This window comes from Shewanella colwelliana (assembly GCF_001735525.1).
Lineage (GTDB): Bacteria > Pseudomonadota > Gammaproteobacteria > Enterobacterales > Shewanellaceae > Shewanella > Shewanella colwelliana.
This window is the reverse complement of record NZ_MCBT01000048.1, coordinates 291,336-313,438: the sequence shown is the minus strand read 5'-3', so window position 1 is coordinate 313,438 and position 22,103 is coordinate 291,336. Positions and strand designations below refer to the sequence as shown.

Genomic DNA, 22,103 nt, shown 5'->3' with positions numbered 1-22,103 from the left:
TTATTATTCAATATCCAATTCACACATAGTGCTAAAAGTGAAAGCCGAGGAGGTTTAAAGAACTTAAAAACCACTTTGCTACCACTACAATAACGAAAAAACAACAAGTTGCCACTAATTTGTCATTATTTATTTTCTACAGAAGTACGGCATTGTGCGAATATGTCCAATTGAGCCTTGTAGATGTCACTTTGTACGTTCATTAACCCTAAAAGGCTCGAAAATAGGTTATCGTGAGAATAAGTACCACTTGCAGCTTGTTGCTTTAGGCAATTTAGATCGATGCCGTTCTCTTGACTAAACTGTGGCGATAACCAAGACAATAACGGAATCTCAATTTGCTCACTTGGAGCGATTGAGTACGGAGCACCGTGAAGATACATGCCACTCTCTCCTAATGACTCACCATGATCGGAGACATAAACTAGGGCCGTATCTGCGACAGTCTGCTGCGCTTGTAACCGCTGAATCACTTGGCTAATTATATAATCTGAGTACAAAATCGTATTATCATAGGTATTAACCAGCTCTTCATCTAAACAGTTTTGTATATCGCTGCGCTGGCAATCTGGCGTGAATTTTCGATGTTCATCAGGATATCGTAAATAATAGGTAGGGCCGTGAGAGCCAATAATGTGCAACACTATCATGGTATCGTGCTCAACAGGCGTCGCCAGTGCTTTGTCTAGCTCGTTAAGCAAAACTTGGTCATAACAGTAATGGCCGTCACATAACTGCGGGTCACTATTTAAATCTATATTGATGTGCTTAACACGATCGCAAACCCCTTTACATCCGCTGTCGTTATCGAGCCACAATAGATCAATCCCCCCATGATCGAGTACGTCAATCAAGGTATCTTGGGCCCGAGCTCTTCGGGGTTCATACTCTTTGCGTGTCATACTGGAAAACATACAAGGCAGTGATACCGCCGTTGCTGTACCACATGAAGTGGTATTTTGAAACGCTACCATGTCGTACTGACTAGTATGAGCGTTTGTGGCTTTAGCATAACCGTAATATTGATAGTTTTTGGCGCGAGCCGTCTCCCCCACAACCAGTACGACTAAATTTGGTTTACCATTACTGTCTACCGTGACATTTTTAGCATCTAGGCCTTGTTGCAGGTAAACCAAAGGTGTTTGAAAATAGTTGATATTTACGTACTTGATCATGGAACCTACGGCGTAGGTTGGCACGATATAACGTTTCATTTGGTCATTATTACGGCCAAATGAGACATAGTTTTGATAGAAGAAAAAACCGATAACCGCTATACCAACCAGCATTGCCACCATAAATAAAATTTTGTGTAATAACTCTTTAACCAATGGTTTGTAATCAATATTAACCTTATAGATTAACAACGCAGGTAATAGGCCAGTGGCGATAAAATTAACGACAGAAGAGAAGTTTAAGTAGGTCAGAGCCTCTCCCGTATTGGTCTGTACGGTGTTTTCAATCATGCCGTAGTCGAAAACAACACCGTATTGCAAGGCTGCAAAAAAGACACTAGATGACAACAGCGTTAAGGTAATAAAAAAGCCTTTGGTGATGTATTTAACTGAAAAAATAGAAAAAATAAAACTCAGTGCAAAGACAAGAAATAGCGGAATAGTCGCGATAAAAATGTAATTGACGTCAGCTTGCTTTTCAATCCCCTGTTTAACAATACCAAAAAGAGGAATATTAAAAACACAGACATAAAACAAAGCGAGTAAAAAAGTAAACTGATTTGTCGATAGGGTTTTGATACGTGATAGCACTAAGTATTCTCTCTTGTCGATAGTGGCTGCGTCAAAAGGGGCTAGGTCTCTTACAACGGCGATTGATTCAGGCAAGGATATTACCAAGCATCAACCACAGCTACAAATGCTACATAAAAGTAATGACTAAAACTGTCGCCCCACACGCATGGATAACTTTGTTAAAAGCCTTGATTGATACGCTGAAAAAACGTTAACAACTGAGAACGCTCGATATCAGAGAAAGCTTCTGTAATTTGATGTGTTAGCTGATGATGTAGTTGGTCATGTTCATGATACACCTCATACCCTTTTGTCGTTAACTGCACCAAAATAGACCGTTTATCCTGCTCATGGGCCATCCGTTCAACCAAGCCTAAGTTAACCATTTTATTGATCTGTACTGTCAGGGTCCCTGTGGTGATCCCAAGCTTTTCGGCTAGCTCCTTCATACGCATAGTTCCATGGGCACCTAAGATTTCGACCGTATGGATTTGCGCTAACGAATGACCCTTCCCCCTAACAACTGACGCTTCCCAAGAAGAAAGCTTCTCGTAAAACTCTACAATCTCATGGCTTAGCTGATCATCAACTTGTTTCATCAAGCCTCCACAGTGTGACGGCGACAGTTTGAGTCATCACATGAGTGAACTTCTATGGTTAAATGGTTAATGCGCTCAAAGCGAGATAGCTGTTCAGTGAAATAGCGCGCATCTTTATTTTCATGGGTAACCACAGAGATAATCGCCGCGTAGTGATCCGCACTGACTGGCCAGACGTGAATATCGGCAACATGATCAGTTCCAGCTTGTTCAATACACTTAACCACTTGCTCTACATAGCCTTGCTCAATACTTGCATCGAGTAAAATAGGCCCTGTTTGCTTAACCAACCCCCACGCCCAACTGGTAATGATTACGGCACCAACAACCCCCATCACTGGGTCAAGCCAATTGAGTCCTAAATACTTACCAAATAGTAAAGCAGCAATGGCAAGTAGCGAGGTCAACGCATCAGCCATCACGTGAAAATAGGCTGCTCTCAAGTTATGGTCATGGGTCTTTTTAGCCTTATTGCCACTCGTTTCTTCGTGGCAATGTTCAGGGTCATGTTTATGTGAAACATGGTGATGATGCTTATGGTTATGATGATGACCGTGACTATGGCCGTGACTATGGCCGTGGTCATGGCTATGGTGATCTTTGAGTAAAAACACCGATAGGACATTAACTGTTAAGCCAATAAACGCCACAAAAATAGCCTCGTTAAAATGGATGTTTTCAGGATTAAGCAGTCGGTTGACTGACTCCACTATCATCAGCAATGCAACTAAACCTAACGCAATTGCACTGGTAAACCCTCCCAGCACACTGACCTTACCCGCCCCAAATGCAAATTTAGGATCCTTGGCGTATTTCTTTGCATAGGAGTAAGCAAACAATGTGATTAAAAACGCAGCAGCGTGGGTTCCCATATGCCAACCATCAGCCAATAAGGCCATGGAACCATAAATGGTACCGGCGACAATCTCTGCCACCATAGTTATAAGGGTCAAATACAGAACGTAACGGGTATTTCGCTCTCCTTGTGTATTGACAGTGGCAAAATTATGTTCGTGTTGCCATGGTGCGTTGTTGTGAGCTGTCTTTTCCATGTTTTGGCCTATATCTATTAGCAATTACTTTGACTATCAAACAATATGGAGAGATTATTTAGTTTGATAGTCAAAGTAAAGATCTAAATAGAGTAGATTGATCGATTTGGGTCCTAGCTCAAAAATATTTTAAATCTAATAACCCTTTTCCATTATGCTAGCGTTAATACCCACAAAGCAGTCGAACATTATCATTTTATCAGGAGCTTTAATGAACACATTTTCACTTAACAAACAGATCCAGTCTCTCATCTTAACCAGTGTTATAGCATTCACGGCTGCAGGCAATTCTGCCTTTGCAACCAGTCCGGTCCATCCAAGTGGGTTAAACCAAATGAATATTCACAGCAGCAGCTACACAGCCGTGACTTACCAAGCCGAGGAAACAAGCAAAATGTTTCCACAACCCACCGAGGGCATGGTGCAGCATATCCTCAACTTGCCAGCACTTGAGAATGAAGCACAATACAGAATTGAGATTCTTATTGGTCGAACTGAATTAGTTGACTGCAATAAACATGGTTTGCGTGGTGAACTGAAACAGATGAATTTAGACGGATGGGGCTACAACTACTACCAAGTAGACACTATCAGTGACGGACCGAGCACAATGATGGCCTGTTTTGATAAGGCAAAAAAAGAACAGTTCCTGACCATTCCAGGAGAGTTAATGCTCAAATATGACAGTCGACTGCCAAAAGTATTTTACTTACCAGAAGGCGCCCAACTTAAGTATCGTGTTTGGACAGCTGAGATGGAGTATCAATTTACCTCATCCAACTAAATGATTCAGGTGCAAGATACTTTGTCATTTTTTCCCTATGGATACCCTATATAGCAGGCATAAAAAAACCTCTGTTTACACAGAGGTTTTTTATGCCTAATAAACGCTTAGGTTAGATACCGCTAATTGCATCTTTACACAATTGAGTAATACGCGCCCAATCACCTTGCTCCATGGCATCAGTGGGTGCTATCCAGCTACCGCCGATGCAATCGACATTGCTCAGTGCTAGGTAATCTTTATAACTACTTGGAGTGATACCACCCGTTGGACAAAAACGAATATTCGCTAACGGACCAGAAAAAGCTTTCAATGCGTTAACGCCACCAGAGGCTTCAGCAGGGAAAAACTTAAAATTAGTATAGCCAAGCTCCATACCCGCCATCACTTCAGAAATACTCGCCACACCAGGAATTAATGGAACTGTCCCTGCCATCGCCGCTTTCAATAGATCTGTCGTTGCACCTGGCGTGATCACAAACTGCGCACCAGCATCAATGGCTTGCTTTAGCTGAGCTTCGTTTAAAATCGTACCCGCGCCAACCAGTGCTTCAGGCACCTCTTTTGCAATCTTAGTAATCGCTTCGAGCGCACAAGGTGTTCGTAACGTCACCTCCAGCACACTTATTCCGCCGGCGACCAAAGCTCGTGCCAAAGGCACCGCATCTTCAATCTTATTAATCACCATTACAGGAACGATTGGGCTGCGTTTAAAAATATCTTGTGGTTGTATAGACCAGTTATTCTGAGCCATGTTAATACTCTTCCTCAGTGATTAATAATTTTCATCGATGGTCGTGGTACAACGAGCGCCCGTCTCTGGGCTACTCAAATTAGAACGTAAGGCCGCAAATAACTCACGCCCCATTCCATAACTTGTACTGCGTAAGTCAACTTTCTCAGCTTCTCTTGCTGCCAAAGTTGATTCATCAATCAACAGCGACAACTCACCGGTCGTGGCATTAACGCGGATAAGATCACCGTTTTGGATCTTAGCAATTAATCCACCGTCCAATGCTTCAGGTGTCAAATGAATTGCCGCAGGCACTTTACCCGATGCACCAGACATGCGCCCATCAGTTAGCAAGGCAACTTTGAAACCTTTATCCTGAAGGGTACCTAAAATTGGCGTAAGTTTGTGTAGTTCAGGCATACCAACCGCTTTAGGCCCTTGCCCTTTCACAACCACGACACAATCTTTGTCTAACTCACCAGCTTGAAACAGCGCCTCAAGTTTGTTTTGGTCGTCAATAACCACTGCAGGAGCTTCGACCAGACGATGTTGCTCAGCGACCGCCGAAACTTTAATCACAGCCCGTCCTAAATTACCTTTGAGTAACTTCAGACCACCATTTTCTTGGAACGGCGCCGACGCAGTGGTCAACACTTCGCTATCTAACGACGTTGCTGGGCCATCAACCCAAACCAATTCATTATCAATGAGTCTTGGTTCTTGGGTATAACGTCTTAGGCCAAAGCCTGCCACGGTATTGACATCTTCATGTAAAAGGCCGGCATCTAGCAGCTCTTTTACCAGCAGTGCCATCCCGCCAGCAGCATGGAAATGGTTAATATCGGCGTGACCGTTTGGATAAACCCTCGCGAGCAACGGCACTGCATCTGATAGTTCAGAGAAATCATCCCAATTAATGATGATACCCGCAGCTCTCGCCGCAGCAACAATATGCATGGTTAAATTAGTCGAGCCGCCAGTTGCCAATAATCCAACAATACCGTTAACAACCGATTTTTCGTTAACCACTTCACCGATAGGCGAATATTGCGTGCCCATTTCAGTCAGGCGACACACCTGCTTTGCAGCCATTTTGTTCAGTGCTTCACGGAGCGGGTCATCTGGGTTAACAAATGATGAACCTGGTAGCTGTAGCCCCATAATTTCCAGCATCAACTGATTACTGTTTGCGGTACCGTAAAAAGTACAAGTGCCCGCGCTGTGGTAAGAACTTGATTCAGCCTCTAACAAAGCAGCTCTATCGACTAAGCCTTGAGCAAACTTCTGACGAATACGCGCTTTCTCTTTATTGGGAATGCCTGACTTCATTGGTCCTGCAGGGACGAACAACATTGGCAGATGACCAAAGCTTAATGCGCCAATAAGTAAACCTGGGACAATTTTGTCACAAATTCCTAAGAGCAAGGCACCGTCAAACATATTATGAGATAAACCAACTGCAGTGCTCATTGCAATCACTTCACGGCTCAGGAGGCTGAGCTCCATCCCTGGTTGCCCTTGGGTAACGCCGTCACACATTGCAGGAACACCACCGGCTACTTGAGCAACACTGCCGACTTCTTGGCACGCTTGCTTGAGCAGTTTCGGGTAATCTTCATAGGGTTGATGTGCAGATAACATATCGTTAAAGGCCGTGACGATACCAATGTTGGCTTTCGTCAACGCCTTGATGGTATTTTTATCCGCTGGACTACAAGCTGCGAAGCCGTGTGCAAGGTTACCGCAGCTTAGGCTGCTGCGATGGACACCTTTACTCTTAGCTTCATCTAATGCTTTAAGGTATTGGGCGCGCGAATGCTTGCTCCGCTCAATGATTCTATCTGTTACGGACTGTACTACTGCGTGCATAATCGCTCCTTAAGCGCTCCAATAAACATCGACGGGTGTGCTATGTTGTGCCAATACTGCGCGTATAGGCATCGCTTTCTCATCTTCATTTTCAAGCGCTTGGCGGTAAACAGACAACTTCTGCTCACCGACAATGTGTAAATAAATCTGACGACTGGCCAAAATCCCCTGTTTGGATATTGTGATACGACCATGAGGCGCATTGCCCGGATTCACGGCTAAGCAAAGTGAATCGGTTGACAGTGCTTGTTCAATCTCTAATGAACAGGGAAACCATGAACAGGTGTGTCCATCGTTACCCATACCCAACACAACCACATCAAAAGGTTTTGGGAAATTGGCCAATTGTTCAATCGTCATATCAGCGCCCGCTTCTGCGGAGGCAAACATATTTTTAAGTCCACGAAACTTAGCTGCCGCGGCTCGGTTTTGCAGTAGATGCGCTTTGACTAACTTTTCATTGGAATCGTCACTATCAACATCAACCCAACGCTCATCAGCGAGCGTGATGTAAACTTCACTCCACTCTATCGCCTTTTTACTGAGCTGTTGAAAAAGCGCCACGGGTGTCGACCCTCCTGACACCACTAAGCTTGCTTTTCCGCGCGCATCAATAGCCGTTTGTAGCTGATTGGCGATACGCTCCGCAAGCTGTGTTTCAAGAGCGGTTTTGTCATCAAATGATTTGAATACAGAGTCTTTAATCATAATCAATGTCTCCTATTCGTCCCACGAGCGGCCGTCTTTAGCTATCAATGCAACTGAGGCCACAGGCCCCCAACTGCCAGCAGGATATGGCTTAGGCTTTTCGTTGCTGTCTTCCCAAGCCTCAATGATACCGTCAACCCAACTCCACGCCTGCTCAACTTCATCGCGACGAACAAATAATGCTTGGTTGCCCAGCATAGCTTCAAGTAATAGACGCTCATAGGCATCAGCAATACGGTCATTCTTAAAGGTGTCAGAGAAACTTAAATCTAACTTAGTTGTTTGCAGACGTTGCTTCTGCTCTAGACCTGGCACCTTATTCATCATTTGAATTTCAACACCTTCGTGAGGCTGAAGACGAATGGTCAACTTGTTCGCTGGCAAATTACGATAGCTAGAACGATATAGGTTATGAGGTGGGTTTTTGAAATACACGACAATTTCAGAGCTCTTGGTCGGCATACGCTTGCCACTTCTCAAGTAGAATGGCACGCCAGCCCAACGCCAGTTGTCGATATCAACGCGTAATGCCACAAATGTCTCTGCATGGGATTGGGTATTAGCCCCCTCCTCTTCGAGATACCCTGGCACAGGTGCACCTTTTAAGAAGCCAGCAGAGTACTGACCTCTAACCGTGTTCTCATAGATATTGTCAGCATCGATTTTACGCAGTGATTTAAGAACTTTAACTTTTTCATCGCGGATGCTGTCTGCATCGAGGTTAACCGGTGGATCCATCGCCACAAGCGTCAGCACTTGCAAAAGGTGGTTTTGGATCATATCTCGCATTTGGCCTGCTTTATCAAAATAGCCCCAACGTCCTTCGATGCCCACTTCTTCAGCAACCGTGATCTGCACATGGTCAATCGTTCGGTTATCCCACTTAGAGGCAAACAGTGAATTAGCAAAACGCAAGGCGATCAGGTTTTGAACCGTTTCTTTACCCAGGTAGTGATCAATACGATACACCTGATTTTCATTAAAATAGGCGCTGACTTGGTCGTTAATCACTTTTGAGGAGGCTAAATCAGAACCAATAGGCTTTTCGAGGACGACACGTGTATCAGGATAGATAAGGTTTTGTTCGTGTAAACAGCGACAAATATCACCGAATATAGATGGCGGTGTCGCGAAGTAACTTACCATGACACGCTTTTGGGGCTCTAATACGTCATGAAACGCCTGATAGCCTGCCGAGTCAGTGAAGTTTGTGCCTACATAATGACAACGGCTTAAGAAACGGTTTAATGTCTCTTTACAAAGGTCTTCTTTTACAAAGCTATTAAGTGCAGTAACAACAAGCTCTTGATACTGTTCTTGGGTAAACTCATCTTTAGCAACCCCGAGCACTTTGGTCTCTTCATTAAGTAAACCGGCTTTATCAAGTTGGTACAGAGAAGGAAGCAATTTGCGTCTTGCTAAGTCCCCTTTGGTACCAAACAGTACAAAATCGCAAGCTTTGGCTTCTGGTGATGTCATGCCCATAGCTTATAAATCTCCTTTGTCGCTGTGTGCCATCATTCCGATGGGAAATTCACATGTTTGTCGTAATATAACAACAGAAATTGTTAATTGCATCTAAATTTTGCAAAAAATGCATGATTAGTAAACTAGCAACAAGACTACAAAATCTGATATGCTTTTCGTGATTAAATTACTATATATAGTAGAAAGTTTGTTGAATAGTTAGATCATAATTCGTTATATAGTCCAAACTTTAGCACTTTTTGTTTGCTTCTATAATGACATAAAAGAATAAATATAATTACATTACTATCGAGTGGATGTACGCATATGAATACCCTAGAAAAGGTTCAAAAAAGCCTAACGCATTTCAGTAAGTCAGAACGCAAAGTCGCTGAAGTCATTTTAGCGTCACCACAAACTGCCATTCACTCTAGCATTGCTACGTTAGCAAAAATGGCCGATGTCAGTGAGCCAACCGTTAACCGCTTTTGCCGCAGATTAGATACCAAAGGATTTCCAGACTTTAAACTGCATTTGGCGCAGAGCCTGGCTAACGGAACCCCTTATGTGAGCCGCCATGTAGAGGAAGATGACAGCCCTGATTCATACACTACAAAAATCTTTGAGTCATCTATGGCAGCCCTTGATACTGCTAGACAAAGCATGGATACGGCAGCGATAAATAAAGCAGTAGATATCCTCACACAAGCGAAGAAGATTTCGTTTTTTGGCTTAGGCGCATCGGCGTCAGTTGCCCATGATGCTCAGAATAAATTTTTCCGCTTTAATGTACCCGTGATCTGTTTTGATGATGTATTAATGCAACGTATGAGTTGTATTAATAGTTCTGAAGGCGACGTGGTGGTATTGATTTCCCATACAGGACGGACGAAATCACTCATCGATATCGCTCGTTTAGCCAGAGAAAATGGTGCTGCCGTGATTGCGATTACCTCACGTAACTCTCCACTATCAAGTGAATGTACTTTGCCAGTTACGATGGAAGTGCCAGAAGATACCGATATGTATCTGCCTATGGCCTCTCGTCTTGCGCAGCTGGTCATTGTTGACGTACTCGCCACAGGCTTTACACTTCGCCGAGGCCCACGTTTTAGGGAAAGTTTAAAACGGGTTAAAGAGGTGTTAAAAGAGTCTCGTATCGAAAAAGACCCGATACTATAGTCCAGTTTTGTAAGGATTTTAGGCGGCTTGGTTTACCCAATCCGCCTTTTTTTTACCTTTAAGTCGTAGTACTTCACAAAATTAATAACTTGAGGTAGATCATTTTGTTTGTAATTTTCCTACAAAAGTCGGTTTTGTCTGTTAATATAGAGTAAGATTTTTTAAACTTAACGGAGTATCTCATGTTCCGCAGAACCAAAATTGTAACGACTCTAGGCCCAGCAACTGATCGTGACGACAATCTACGTCGTATTATCAAAGCTGGCGCAAACGTTGTTCGCCTTAACTTTTCTCACGGCTCACCTGAAGATCACCTAAAACGTGCGACTGACACACGTAACATAGCAAAAGAACTTGGTGTTCATGTTGCTATCTTAGGCGACCTACAAGGTCCAAAGATCCGTGTATCAACTTTTAAGGACAATAAAAAAGTCCAACTTGACCTAGGTCAAGCATTCATCTTGGATGCCGACCTAGAAAAAGGTCAAGGTGATGAGCATCAAGTTGGTATCGACTATAAAGAGCTACCTAAAGATGTTGTCATTGGCGATATCCTTATGCTGGACGATGGCCGTGTTCAACTTCGTGTAGAGAAAGTTGAAGGCAATAAGGTTCATACCTCAGTAACGGTTGCAGGTCCCCTTTCAAACAATAAAGGGATCAACAAAAAAGGCGGTGGCCTTTCAGCTGCAGCACTTACTGAAAAAGACAAGCGTGATATTGTTACGGCAGCAGCAATTAAAGTTGACTATCTAGCCGTTTCTTTCCCACGTAGTGGCGCTGACCTTAACTATGCACGTGAACTAGCTCAAAAAGCAGGTAGCAATGCATTAATCGTTTCTAAAGTTGAGCGCGCAGAAGCCGTTGTTTCTGATGAAGCAATGGATGATGTTATCTTAGCCTCTGATGCTGTCATGGTTGCTCGTGGTGACCTTGGTGTTGAAATTGGTGATGCAGCACTTGTTGCTGTACAGAAGAAGCTTATCAGTCGTTCTCGCCAACTTAACAAGAGCGTGATCACTGCGACCCAGATGATGGAGTCGATGATCACTAGCCCAATGCCAACACGTGCTGAAGTGATGGATGTGGCTAACGCTGTACTAGATGGCACTGATGCCGTCATGCTATCGGCTGAAACTGCAGCGGGTGACTTCCCTGAAGAAACCGTTATGGCAATGGCCAATGTTTGTTTAGGCGCTGAAGGACATCCAAGTGTTCAAGTCTCTAAGCACCGTCTAGATGAGCGCTTTACTTCGGTCGAAGAAACCATCGCGCTGTCTACCATGTATGCAGCTAACCACTTAGAAGGCGTTAAAGCAATTGTCGCCTTAACTGAGTCGGGTGCAACACCGCAGTTGATGTCACGCATCAGTTCATCACTGCCTATCTTCGCTTTGTCTCGTCATGACGTGACACTTGCAAAAATGGCATTGTATCGTGGTGTGCAGCCTTTCTTCTTCGACTCAACAGCACATAGTGCCGAAGAGTTAGCGAAGAAAGCGTTAGAAGCACTTCAAGCAGCTGGTTACCTTAACAGCGGTGACATGGTGCTGATGACTAAAGGTGACGCGATGGAAACCATCGGTGGCACCAATACCAGTAAAGTGTTAATTGTTGCCTAAGGCAAATTAATTACTGATAAAAAAGGTACGCAATGCGTACCTTTTTTGTATCTGAGATTAACTGTCTCTACAAAACATCAAAATCGTCGACGTTAATTGCCGCCAGTCTTAGTTTGTCTGCATCAACTAACTGCTGATATTCACTATCAGATAACAAGGCTTGCTCTTTAGCTAACTTAAACAGTGTCAGAGGCGGTAATTTTCTAGGTAAATCACCATTACGCTGTGCTTTTTTCAACGTGCGGTAAAGGTTTTGGCACTTATATTGTGCGATAAATGCTTGTTCCACTTCGGCTATACCACCTTGGTCACCGTCAAAATCAGGACATAAGAAGGTCAATCGATCTCGAGCAGGTCCAGGCTTTAACATGCCACTACACAGGTTTACGGCCATTTTATCTGATGGTCCATTAAAGTGGTTACCCATTGGGAATACGATCGCCCTCATCAACCAAGCCACCGGGCGATTAGGGAAGTTCCTCAGCGCTCCCTGCAAAGCCAACGCCGCTTTTTGTAAACGCATCTGCATCACATAATGAACCGCAGGTAGATCATCTTGTTGACGCCCATTATCTTCAAACAGCTTAAGGGTGGCGGAACCAAGATAAAGCTCACTTAATACGTCGCCTAATCTCGCCGACAACATCTCTTTACGCTTCAGATCGCCGCCCATAATCAACATAGAGAGGTCAGTGATAAATGCCAATGCTGCAGACAGTCGTGTCATATCTTTATAATACTGCTTAGTGCAGCCACTCACGGGCGCACTATTAAAATAGCTGCCGCTTAACGCACTAAATAAAGCACTGAACGCATTGCGACTTGCGTAACCAATATGACCCAGTAGTAGGTTATCAAAGCGCTCTAAGGCTTCACTTTGATCGTCCATGGCGGCCGCTTCCATTTCAGCAAGCACATAGGGGTGGCAACGCGTTGCACCTTGGCCAAAAATCATCAGACTACGGGTTAAAATGTTAGCCCCTTCAACTGTAATCGAGATAGGATTTGCCATATACGCATGACCAAGATAGTTCTTTGGTCCAAGCTGTATCCCTTTACCAGATTGAATGTCCATAGCATCATTTAGCACATCACGGCTCATCTCAGTCATGTGATATTTCGCTATAGCCGTTACCACTGAGGGCTTAACTTTTAAATCAATGCCTGTGGTGGTCAAACGACGCGCCGCTTCTAATTGATAAGTGTTAGCAATAATTCTCGCCATCGCTTCTTGCACACCTTCAAATTGACCGATAGCGAGACCAAATTGATGACGAACATAACTATAAGCCGTAGTGGTTTTGGTCGTGACATGACCCGATGCCGTCGCTAATGCGGGCAGTGAAATCCCCCGTCCTGCCGACAGACACTCCACTAACATGCGCCAGCCTCGACCCGCATACTGTGGTCCACCGATGATCCAATCGAGTGGAATAAACACATCGCGGCCATGCGTTGTCCCATTCATAAAGGCCATACTGAGTGGGTTATGTCGACGACCAATTTCAACCCCTTGATGATCTGTTGGAATAAGGGCGCAGGTAATACCAAGATCCTCAACATCTCCTAGCAAACCATCTGGGTCACGCATTTGGAACGCTAAGCCTAATACGGTCGCAACAGGTGCCAGAGTAATGTAGCGCTTGTTCCAGTTAAGTTTGAGCCCCAAAACTTGTTCGCCATTAAACTCACCACGGCAAACGATGCCCTCATCTGGAATTGCGCCAGCATCGGAGCCAGCTTCTGGGCCAGTTAATGCAAAACATGGAACCGCCTCTCCGGTTGACAATTTAGGTAACCAATATTCACGCTGCTCCTTAGTGCCGTAATGAGTTAATAGCTCACCTGGACCCAAAGAGTTTGGCACCATGACACTTACGGCCGCACTCACGCTGCGGCTGGCAAGCTTGGCCACAATCGTTGAGTTTGCGTAAGCAGAAAATGCTTTACCGCCATATTCTTTGGGGATAATTAGCGCAAAGAAGCCCTCTTTTTTGAAGAAGTCCCATAACTCTGGCGGCAGATCCTTACGGTTTTGAACGATATCAAAGTCATCAATCATCGTCAGCGCAGTCATTACTTGATTGTCTATGAAGGCCTTTTCTTCATCAGACAGCGTTGGTTTGCCATAGCTATGCAGCGTATCCCAATTAGGCTTACCTCTAAACAGTTCACCCTCCCACCATACATCGCCCGCTTCCATCGCCTCTTTCTCTGTACTCGATAGCGGCGGTAGTACCTTTTTAAAGAATGCAAACACTGGGCGAGTGATTAACTGCATACGAATATTTTTAACGGCAAAAAGCACTATTATGATTAATAGTGCCAAGATTAAGAGTGTCATAACGCCCCCTATTGGGAAGTAACGGGTACTGCTACACCAGCAGCAAGATATGGGATCACCTTTCGGATCACAGCTTCAATATCATTGTGTTCATTAAAGTCAGCGGCAGCGATCTCTGTTAACGCATCGGCTGATGCCATCGTAAATACCACAGTGCCTAAGGTAAAGTGTAAACGCCAAAACATCTCGGCGGGAGGAATATGTGGTGCACTTTCTGCAACAGCTTTAACAAACTCGTTCAAATGCGCACCGTAGTGGGTAGTAATAAACCATCTAAGGTGACCTTGGCTTTCAATATAGCCGCGGCCTAACAGTTGTAAAAATGTACGTGTTCCTTCGGCTTTGAATTTATTAAGCTCAAGTAAAGGCTTTACTAAAGAGGAAAATATTTCATTTAATGACGGTTCACTCGACGCTTTAAGCTGAACAAGCTCATCTGAAGCCGCAGGCATAAAACGATCAAGGTATCGCGCCAAAACAGCTCTAATTAACTCTTTCTTCGAACCAAAATGATAATTTACCGATGCAAGATTTACTTCGGCTTTGCTGGTAATTAACCGTAGTGACGTTTCTGAAAATCCACGTTCAGCAAACAGCTTTTCTGCAGCATCCAGTATTCTTGTTTTAGTGTCGGATCGATTTGCCATTCCGTGACCTTAACTCTGATTTAAACATGCGTTTAAATTAAACACTGGTTCACTTTTTGTCAAATTAAATTCTGTCGCTAAGGTTAAGTCACGCTCGTTATCGGTCAGGGATTCTAAAAACTCCCGCTGCAAATTGCCACAAAACTGCGTAAACTATGCCACAGAAAAATAACAAAGGAAGGTAAGATGATCACCGCACGCACAAAACTGTCGCACTTATCGTTAGCCATAGCACTTTCAATAACCACTAGTGGCTGTAATACACAGGCTGAGTCACCAGCGATTAGCCAACCTATAGATGCCGTGGCAGAAGCTAATGACTTTTTAGCAAAAGCTGAAACTGATTTGGCGGCATTATCGATAGAACAAAATAGAGCCGAATGGATCTACAGTAATTTTATCACCGAAGATACAGCTGCCCTCGCAGCATCGGTTGCTGAGCGCCAAACGGCGACATCGGTACAATTAGCCACTCAAGCGGCTAATTATGTCAACCTCGATTTAGACTCAGCAAGTCAGCGTAAGCTTAATATCTTGCGCAGTTCACTGGTCCTACCCGCCCCCTTAGATCCCGCCAAAAATGCCGAGCTTGCAAACATCAGTGCTGAATTAAATGGCTTATACGGTAAAGGGAAATACTGCTTCGAAGATGGTCGTTGCCTCACCCAACCACAGCTATCAGGCATCATGGGTGAGTCAAAAGATCCAGCCCAGTTATTAGAAGTCTGGAAAGGATGGCGTGATATCGCAAAACCTATGCGTCCATTGTTTGAGCGAGAAGTTGAGCTCGCGAATGAAGGCGCAAAAGATCTTGGCTACGCCAACCTGTCTGAACTGTGGCGTAGCCAATATGATATGAAGCCAGATGAATTTTCGGCTGAACTCGATCGCCTCTGGGGTCAAGTTGAACCTTTATATGAATCGCTTCATTGCTATGTTCGCGGCGAGTTAAACGAACAATATGGCGATGATGTTGCACCGAATAATGGTCCAATACCGGCCCATTTACTTGGTAATATGTGGGCACAACAATGGGGTAATATCTACGATTCCGTTGCACCAGATAACGCAGATCCCGGATATGACGTCACCGAACTATTGGCTAAACAGGGTTATGATGAACATAAGATGGTTAAGCAAGCCGAAAGCTTCTTTACATCATTAGGGTTCGAGCCACTGCCAGACACCTTTTGGAGTCGCTCACTATTTGTTCAGCCAGAAGATAGAGATGTTGTTTGCCACGCCTCGGCGTGGGATCTAGATAATCTCGACGATATACGCATTAAGATGTGTATCCAAAAAACCGCTGAAGACTTTACCGTTATCCATCACGAACTGGGTCACAACTTTTATCAGCGCGCGTATAAAGAGCAACCTTTTATCTTTAAAAATAGCGCAAACGATGGATTCCACGAAGCCATTGGCGATACCGTTGCACTTTCCATCACACCCAACTATTTAAAACAGATTGGCTTACTTGATGAAGTCCCTGATGCATCTAAAGATATCGGCCTACTGTTAAAGCAGGCACTTGATAAAGTCGCATTCCTTCCCTTCGGTTTAATGATTGACCAATGGCGCTGGAAAGTCTTTAGTGGCGAAATTACACCAGAACAATACAACCAGGCATGGTGGGAGCTCAGAGAAAAGTATCAAGGAGTCAAATCGCCGATTACACGGGATGAATCGGACTTCGACCCTGGAGCTAAATACCATGTACCAGGCAATGTGCCCTACACGCGCTACTTCTTAGCGCATATATTACAGTTCCAATTCCATAAAGCATTATGCGATGTTGCAGGGGATAAAGGACCTGTCCATCGTTGCAGCATCTACGGCAATAAGGAAGCTGGGGCTAAACTTAACACCATGTTAGAGATGGGCCAAAGCCAACCATGGCCAGAAGCTTTAGCCGTTGTCACCGGCAATAAAGGCATGGATGCAACAGCCGTACTCGATTACTTTGCTCCGTTAAAAGTATGGCTAGATGACCAAAACAAATCAGCCAATAGACAATGTGGCTGGTAGTGGTTACCCAGTAAACTGTAACCACCTTAAAAGAAGCCCCGCATTGCGGGGCTTCTTAATTTAGTGCAGGTTAACGAATCTTGACTCCTTTGTGATTGGTTTCACGGCTCACTAATCTTGCCTCGTCAGACTTGACCAACATCACTAGTGTGACACCGACTCCGCCTAAAAACTGTGGTGCACTGTGATAAGCAAGAACCCCATCCAAGGACTTCAGCCACTGGGCCACACTCGATTTTACCAATGCTGGAAAGGGCTTATTATTTATGCCAGTGCCGTGTACCACACTGACATTACGAAACCCCATTCCTTTAGCATTTTCAATAAAATCATATAGCCGCTCCTTAGCTAACGGCAACCCAACACCTTTTAGCGATAGTTGAGCGTCAACAGGGTATTTTCCTTGGCGAAACAACTTAAAAACCTGTCCCTGAATTCCAGGCTTTCGAAAACTTAGCTCTGCCTGCGAGTCAACAGGTGTAATGCACGACACGTCGTGATTGAGTAAATCGATCGCTTGCAGACGTTTCGCAGCTTGATACCGGCGTACTTCCTCTTCGCGATCGACACTAGTAGGCACACGCCGCTCTCCTTTTAAGGGAACGACATCTTCCATTGATGCGAGAAAAAGCGCAGACTCTGTGCTATCCATAACATGGACTCCTAAGTTAACGCGTGGGCAATAAGCAAAATCTAGCTGAAATTATCCATAGGCTCAACGCATATCCAACCTATTAAATACAGATGATGACTAATTAGCCAATATGCTTGCCCTCACTAAGCGCTCCTCTTGATGATATTTTATTCATATTGCCGCCGATACACACTTTGTAAAGAACTAACACTTTCGAATAATAAGTCCATCAATTATAGTGACGTCAGTATTAGCAGAAATGAATGGCTAAATGAATTTTATTAGAATAGCTTTACTCACCTTGATAACGCTCTGTGCTGTTCAAGTTCAGGCACAGAGTCAGGCCAGTGATAATGAAGCCCTTAATCGGTTTTACACCCAATTTAGTAGTGCTTTTGACCAGCTTGATGCGTCTGTTATCGAAGATATGTACGCTGAGAATGCCTGTTACATACCCGAGCAGCAAGGCAAAGAGATCACTATAGGTCGAGAGAATATTGTTGATCTATACCGAACCTTTTTTGGCAAAATCAAACATAAAAATGCTCGTATTGAGGTGGACTTTCGCGTGGTAGAGCGTCAAATGGAAGTTGAGAATGCCACCGATATTGGTTATTACTTGATCCGGTTCCACCCGCCAAAAGAAACCGAAGAGCCCGTCAGTGAATTCGCTGGCAAGTTCGTTACCGTGTCCAAGAAGAAAGCTGATGGGAAATGGTACCTAACCGTTGATACCAATAACCGCTCAGATCCCTCATTTTATTTTAATGCGAAGCCCTCACCAAATTTGTATTATGGCAGCCAGTTTACTGAAGTAGTGTCAGACAACAAACAATGAATCAGCCCATTAACTTATGTCCTTGTGGACAAGACATACTAGGACAGCGTCTTTCCTATGCTGAATGCTGTCACCGCTTTCATCAAGGCGATCTTCCTAGCCACCCTGAATTGTTGATGCGCAGCCGCTACAGTGCCTTTGTATTAAGGCGCCATGATTACCTTATCGCAACCCATCATCCTGACTTTCTCAATGGCTTGACCCGAGCCATATTAGATAGTGATAATCAAACCCGTTGGCACGGTCTACAGATCATAAACGCTAAAAAGAATGGGCAAACAGGGCTAGTAACATTTCAAGCTTGGTATCTTGAAAATGGAAAGCTCGATGCTATCCATGAAGTTTCACAGTTTAAATGGGTAAATGGCAAATGGCTTTATACCGAAGGCCAGCAGTTTAACGCTATTTTACCTAAGCGAAATGAGCCTTGTTTGTGTCACAGTGGTAAAAAGTTCAAACAGTGTTGCATCGCACTAGCAAATTAATCCATCGAAAATGAGTAAAACAAGCCCTTTGTTGACACCTATCAGCGTAAGGCGCTGCAATGCACTAATGCAATTTCTGTAATAACGACTCTTCTAAAAACGCACTAAATTCAGCTTCTCTTAATGCTGGACTATAGAGAAACCCTTGGGCTTGATGACAATTGAGTCCAGATAAGAACTGCTCTTGCTCAGTGGTTTCTACCCCTTCGGCAGTCAATGAAATGTTAAGCGCCGAAGCCATAGCGATAATGGCGCTAACAATTTCGCGGCTTTCATGGCTCACACCTAAATCAGAGATAAAAGAGCGATCTATTTTTAATTTAGAGATTGGAAACTGCTTTAGGTAACGCATTGAACTGTAACCGGTACCAAAATCATCTATCGCCAACCCAACACCTAGTTCAGCAAGCTCTTTGCACAGGTTGGTCGCATAAACCACATCTTCCATCAACTCGGTTTCGGTGATCTCTAAAATTAGCGTATTTGGTTTAAGTCGATATCGCGTAACTAGCTGCCACACCTGATCATATAAGCTCGCACTAAAAAACTGTTTAGCCGAGACGTTAACGTGCATGGAGAGATTCAGGTTATGGTGCTGCCATAAATTGAGTTGTTTACAAGCCGCTTCTAACACCCACTCACCGATTGCGGTAATCATACCTGTTTGTTCAGCGATATCGATAAAGGCGCCTGGATATAACACACCACTCTTGGGGTGGTGCCAGCGAATAAGCGCTTCAGCCCCGATATACTTACGCTGTTTTAAATCTTTAAGTGGCTGATAATACAACTCAAACTCACGACCTTTCAGTGCAGTTTGCAGATCACGTTCAATTTTAGCATCTGTCTTAAATGTATTTAGCAAGGCATTATTGAATAGCTGTATCGCGTCACCTTGTTTCTTTTTCGCAAATTGAATGGCGATGTCGGCACAGGTCATCGGAGGAAAATACGGCTCAAGGGTGTCAATATGTACCACAGATAATGCAGGTTTTGCCTCAAAGTGCTCATGGCCGATTTTTACTGGCAAATTGAGCTGATGATATAAGCGCTTGATGGCGTATTGCAACTCGTCTTGGTTTTTAATACTTTCAACAACCACGGCAAACTCATCGCTGCCCACCCGCGCAACTAATTCTGTATCGTTACAACTGGCAAAATGCTTAATACGCCGGGCCATTTCAATCAACATCCTATCGCCCTTCTGATGGCCATTGGTATCATTGAAACGTTTAAACCCCCTCAGATCAATAAGCATTAAATGACCCGATACAATTCGTTCTAATTCACGATTAAAATAACTTCGATTGTAGAGTGAAGTTAATCCACATTGCCAAGCTAGCCGCTCTAACTCTTGCTGGTATTGACGCTCCTCAGAGCAATCTTCGGCCGTGATTAAAGCATAATGATTACCGCGTGGCGTGGTAAATGGTTTTACCGAATACCTTAGCCAATAGCTCAGACCATCAGACCTTACAATTTTCGCATTGCCTTTTGCTGGACTGCCCATCTTGGCGTTAGCCAACGCCTGATTCGCCTGTATTGGAGATTGCTTAAAGAAGTCGAGGTGATCTAAGGTTTTACCAACAATTTTATGCTTCGGTATACCCGAGACGGCATGGTGTGCACCATTCAGATATTCGACCACATTGGTGGTCAAATTTACCACCATATTAATCTGTTCAGACTGCTCTACAGCAGTAAAGAAGAGCGCTAGGCGTTCATCTGTCGCATACGCCCGCTGCGTGGCCAACGTGAGTGCTAGTTGATCGGCGACCTGCGCCACGATGTGAACCTCAGCATCGCTCCACTCATTGTTTTCTATACATTCTAGATAAAGTACGCCTTCTAAATGGCCATTAATACGAATGGCAACATCAAGTGTCCTCGCAACGGGAGTGTTGTCAAAATACGCGGTAGTGAGCTCTGTAAGTCTTTGCTCATGCTTAACATCAATGGCATCGATTACCCGTTCAGACTTTAATAGCGAGAGATAATGGGGACAAAGGCTGGGACGCGGACGTATCAACGAATGGGTATCGATAAGACCTGTATTGGCAACCATAACAGTCTCATCACGATCGATTGAAAATAGGCAAACACCGACACCGCCAATAGGAAGCGCGTCAGTGAGCAGACTAACGGCTAACTGAGCGGTTTCTTCAAATTGTCCTTCCTGTTTTTCTACCGAGTTCACGATCGACTCTAACAGGTATTGGTATTGGCGTTTGCTCATATCATCCTAAAGCCAGCAGCGGAAAAATGGTTGCTGCTGAGGTAAAGCCGTCAAATGACAGCCAAAAGTTTCACTGATGTTATTTTTTTGCTATTCGACGGTAGACTACACCATGCGCCATAGGCTTTTCAATACTAATATCTTGATAATAATCAAAGGTTATTTTCAAGTTGGAAGATCATTTTTTCTGCACTGTAGTTAAACGTGATAGTGAGACTTACGCCCCCTTCAGTTTCGGAAACTAAGCACTGAAGGTCACCAAATCGTTTACAAGCCAGATCAATTAATTGCTGTGCTTGTTCCTTGGCATCGTCTCCAACTCTTTCAATGACTAATTGCGTATCATACTCGTCAATCACTGCACCAATATCGGCGTAACTACCGCAATCTGTACAGGTGTCATTCACTAAATTTGACTGTGCTTTTTGAATGTTTTTCATCGCTAACTTCTATGTGGTGTTAATAGGCATAATTATAGTATCAACTGGCCTATGAGTTCGAGACGCAGTTCATAACTAAACAATTATTTCTGCAAGTAAGCGCTGTTGAACGAGCTGGTCAACAAAGTGCGGCGTATTAATCGACAGATCCTCATCTGTCAGATCACCCGTATATTTAGCCTTGCTAACCAATGAACAGTTTGCCAATACTTGGCTCACCTCTATCGGGACAGCCCCCCTTGTTACGACGGCCTCTGGTTGCAAACATTGCGATAAGTGAAATGCGGCGAGCCCCTGCTGCTGAAATACTAGGCTATGATCTATCACCTGTTCTTTAGACATATCACTTAATAGCGGCTGCGATTTAGGCAGTTCAAACTGTTCATGTAAACGTTGCTCAATCTCTCTGTCCGAACCTTTAAGATGGAACTGTGCCATGTCACGCGCATCGGCCGACAACATTGCCAACAGCAAACCGAACTCTCCTCTACGCTCACCAGAGATGGCGTGATTGAGTTTGGTGCCTAAATGAGCTTCTGAAAGTAATACTTGCGTTGTTTGCATAAAAAAACATCGATTAAACAGCCTGTTGCTATTTAATCGACCGCTTGAACAGAAACTTTAGAAATAATTTCAATTATGGCCTTTACACTGCGGCTGTTTCTGACTACTATTGCCGCCGCAATT

At 44.1% G+C, this 22,103-nt stretch carries 19 protein-coding genes; 6 read left to right on the top strand and 13 right to left on the bottom strand.

All coding sequences use genetic code 11. The features are described from left to right. Positions 1-125: 125 nt before the first annotated feature. The 3 genes from BEL05_RS19195 to dmeF all read right to left on the bottom strand — a co-directional run bounded on the left by BEL05_RS19195 (position 126) and on the right by dmeF (position 3,399). Positions 126-1,766, bottom strand: coding sequence for a phosphoethanolamine transferase (locus tag BEL05_RS19195; protein ID WP_069670038.1), 1,641 nt, complete (start codon positions 1,764-1,766; stop codon positions 126-128). A gap of 161 nt (positions 1,767-1,927) precedes the next feature. After that, positions 1,928-2,347 carry a MarR family winged helix-turn-helix transcriptional regulator gene (locus BEL05_RS19190; protein WP_069669928.1) on the bottom strand — a complete coding sequence of 140 codons (420 nt, stop codon included), beginning with the start codon at positions 2,345-2,347 and terminating at the stop codon, positions 1,928-1,930. Next, entirely contained in the window at positions 2,347-3,399 is a 1,053-nt protein-coding gene (gene dmeF / locus BEL05_RS19185; RefSeq protein WP_069669929.1) for a CDF family Co(II)/Ni(II) efflux transporter DmeF, read from the bottom strand. Before dmeF ends, BEL05_RS19190 begins: the two co-directional genes overlap by 1 nt. 211 nt (positions 3,400-3,610) lie before the next feature. Between dmeF and eco the strand changes: the two genes are divergently transcribed. Beyond that, positions 3,611-4,183 carry a serine protease inhibitor ecotin gene (eco, locus tag BEL05_RS19180; protein ID WP_069669930.1) on the top strand — a complete coding sequence of 191 codons (573 nt, stop codon included), beginning with the start codon at positions 3,611-3,613 and terminating at the stop codon, positions 4,181-4,183. 112 nt (positions 4,184-4,295) lie between these two features. Here eco and BEL05_RS19175 read toward each other — a convergent pair whose 3' ends face one another. From BEL05_RS19175 to zwf, 4 genes are read right to left on the bottom strand one after another with little or no spacing between them, the layout of a single operon-like run. After that, positions 4,296-4,937, bottom strand: coding sequence for a bifunctional 4-hydroxy-2-oxoglutarate aldolase/2-dehydro-3-deoxy-phosphogluconate aldolase (locus BEL05_RS19175; protein WP_069669931.1), 642 nt, complete (start codon positions 4,935-4,937; stop codon positions 4,296-4,298). A gap of 21 nt (positions 4,938-4,958) precedes the next feature. Beyond that, positions 4,959-6,785: a phosphogluconate dehydratase gene (edd, locus tag BEL05_RS19170; protein ID WP_028765048.1), complete on the bottom strand. Its 1,827-nt coding sequence runs from the start codon at positions 6,783-6,785 to the stop codon at positions 4,959-4,961. A gap of 9 nt (positions 6,786-6,794) precedes the next feature. Continuing rightward, entirely contained in the window at positions 6,795-7,493 is a 699-nt protein-coding gene (gene pgl, locus BEL05_RS19165) for a 6-phosphogluconolactonase (protein ID WP_028765047.1), read from the bottom strand. A 12-nt stretch (positions 7,494-7,505) separates the two neighbouring features. Beyond that, positions 7,506-8,978 (bottom strand): glucose-6-phosphate dehydrogenase, encoded by a 1,473-nt coding sequence (zwf, locus tag BEL05_RS19160; RefSeq protein ID WP_028765046.1) that lies wholly within the window; start codon positions 8,976-8,978, stop codon positions 7,506-7,508. A 309-nt stretch (positions 8,979-9,287) separates the two neighbouring features. Between zwf and BEL05_RS19155 the strand changes: the two genes are divergently transcribed. Next, the gene (locus BEL05_RS19155) at positions 9,288-10,142 is read left to right on the top strand and encodes a MurR/RpiR family transcriptional regulator (RefSeq protein ID WP_028765045.1); all 855 of its coding nucleotides are present in this window, start codon (positions 9,288-9,290) and stop codon (positions 10,140-10,142) included. 182 nt (positions 10,143-10,324) lie between these two features. After that, positions 10,325-11,764 (top strand): pyruvate kinase, encoded by a 1,440-nt coding sequence (gene pyk, locus BEL05_RS19150; RefSeq protein WP_028765044.1) that lies wholly within the window; start codon positions 10,325-10,327, stop codon positions 11,762-11,764. A 67-nt stretch (positions 11,765-11,831) separates the two neighbouring features. Here pyk and BEL05_RS19145 read toward each other — a convergent pair whose 3' ends face one another. Together BEL05_RS19145 and psrA are read right to left on the bottom strand one after the other, a co-directional pair. Then, the gene (locus tag BEL05_RS19145) at positions 11,832-14,108 is read right to left on the bottom strand and encodes an acyl-CoA dehydrogenase (RefSeq protein WP_069669932.1); all 2,277 of its coding nucleotides are present in this window, start codon (positions 14,106-14,108) and stop codon (positions 11,832-11,834) included. 8 nt (positions 14,109-14,116) lie between these two features. After that, the gene (gene psrA / locus BEL05_RS19140) at positions 14,117-14,755 is read right to left on the bottom strand and encodes a TetR family transcriptional repressor PsrA (RefSeq protein ID WP_069669933.1); all 639 of its coding nucleotides are present in this window, start codon (positions 14,753-14,755) and stop codon (positions 14,117-14,119) included. Between the two features lie 186 nt (positions 14,756-14,941). On the opposite strand from psrA, the gene BEL05_RS19135 reads away from it, so the two are divergent. Then, the gene (locus BEL05_RS19135; RefSeq protein WP_069669934.1) at positions 14,942-16,783 is read left to right on the top strand and encodes a M2 family metallopeptidase; all 1,842 of its coding nucleotides are present in this window, start codon (positions 14,942-14,944) and stop codon (positions 16,781-16,783) included. Positions 16,784-16,853: 70 nt separating this feature from the next. On the opposite strand, the gene BEL05_RS19130 is transcribed toward BEL05_RS19135, so the two are convergent. Beyond that, positions 16,854-17,435, bottom strand: coding sequence for a Smr/MutS family protein (locus tag BEL05_RS19130; protein WP_069669935.1), 582 nt, complete (start codon positions 17,433-17,435; stop codon positions 16,854-16,856). Between the two features lie 253 nt (positions 17,436-17,688). Between BEL05_RS19130 and BEL05_RS19125 the strand changes: the two genes are divergently transcribed. After that, positions 17,689-18,255: a YybH family protein gene (locus BEL05_RS19125; RefSeq protein WP_028765040.1), complete on the top strand. Its 567-nt coding sequence runs from the start codon at positions 17,689-17,691 to the stop codon at positions 18,253-18,255. Further along, the gene (locus BEL05_RS19120; RefSeq protein ID WP_028765039.1) at positions 18,252-18,740 is read left to right on the top strand and encodes a YchJ family protein; all 489 of its coding nucleotides are present in this window, start codon (positions 18,252-18,254) and stop codon (positions 18,738-18,740) included. Before BEL05_RS19125 ends, BEL05_RS19120 begins: the two co-directional genes overlap by 4 nt. Positions 18,741-18,804: 64 nt before the next feature. On the opposite strand, the gene BEL05_RS19115 is transcribed toward BEL05_RS19120, so the two are convergent. The 3 genes from BEL05_RS19115 to BEL05_RS19105 all read right to left on the bottom strand — a co-directional run bounded on the left by BEL05_RS19115 (position 18,805) and on the right by BEL05_RS19105 (position 21,980). Next, complete coding sequence (locus BEL05_RS19115; protein WP_028765038.1) at positions 18,805-20,976, bottom strand: sensor domain-containing phosphodiesterase; 2,172 nt, start codon at positions 20,974-20,976, stop codon at positions 18,805-18,807. 152 nt (positions 20,977-21,128) lie between these two features. Continuing rightward, entirely contained in the window at positions 21,129-21,416 is a 288-nt protein-coding gene (locus BEL05_RS19110; protein WP_028765037.1) for a DUF406 family protein, read from the bottom strand. Positions 21,417-21,491: 75 nt separating this feature from the next. Beyond that, entirely contained in the window at positions 21,492-21,980 is a 489-nt protein-coding gene (locus BEL05_RS19105; RefSeq protein WP_028765036.1) for a VC2046/SO_2500 family protein, read from the bottom strand. Positions 21,981-22,103 lie beyond the last annotated feature (123 nt).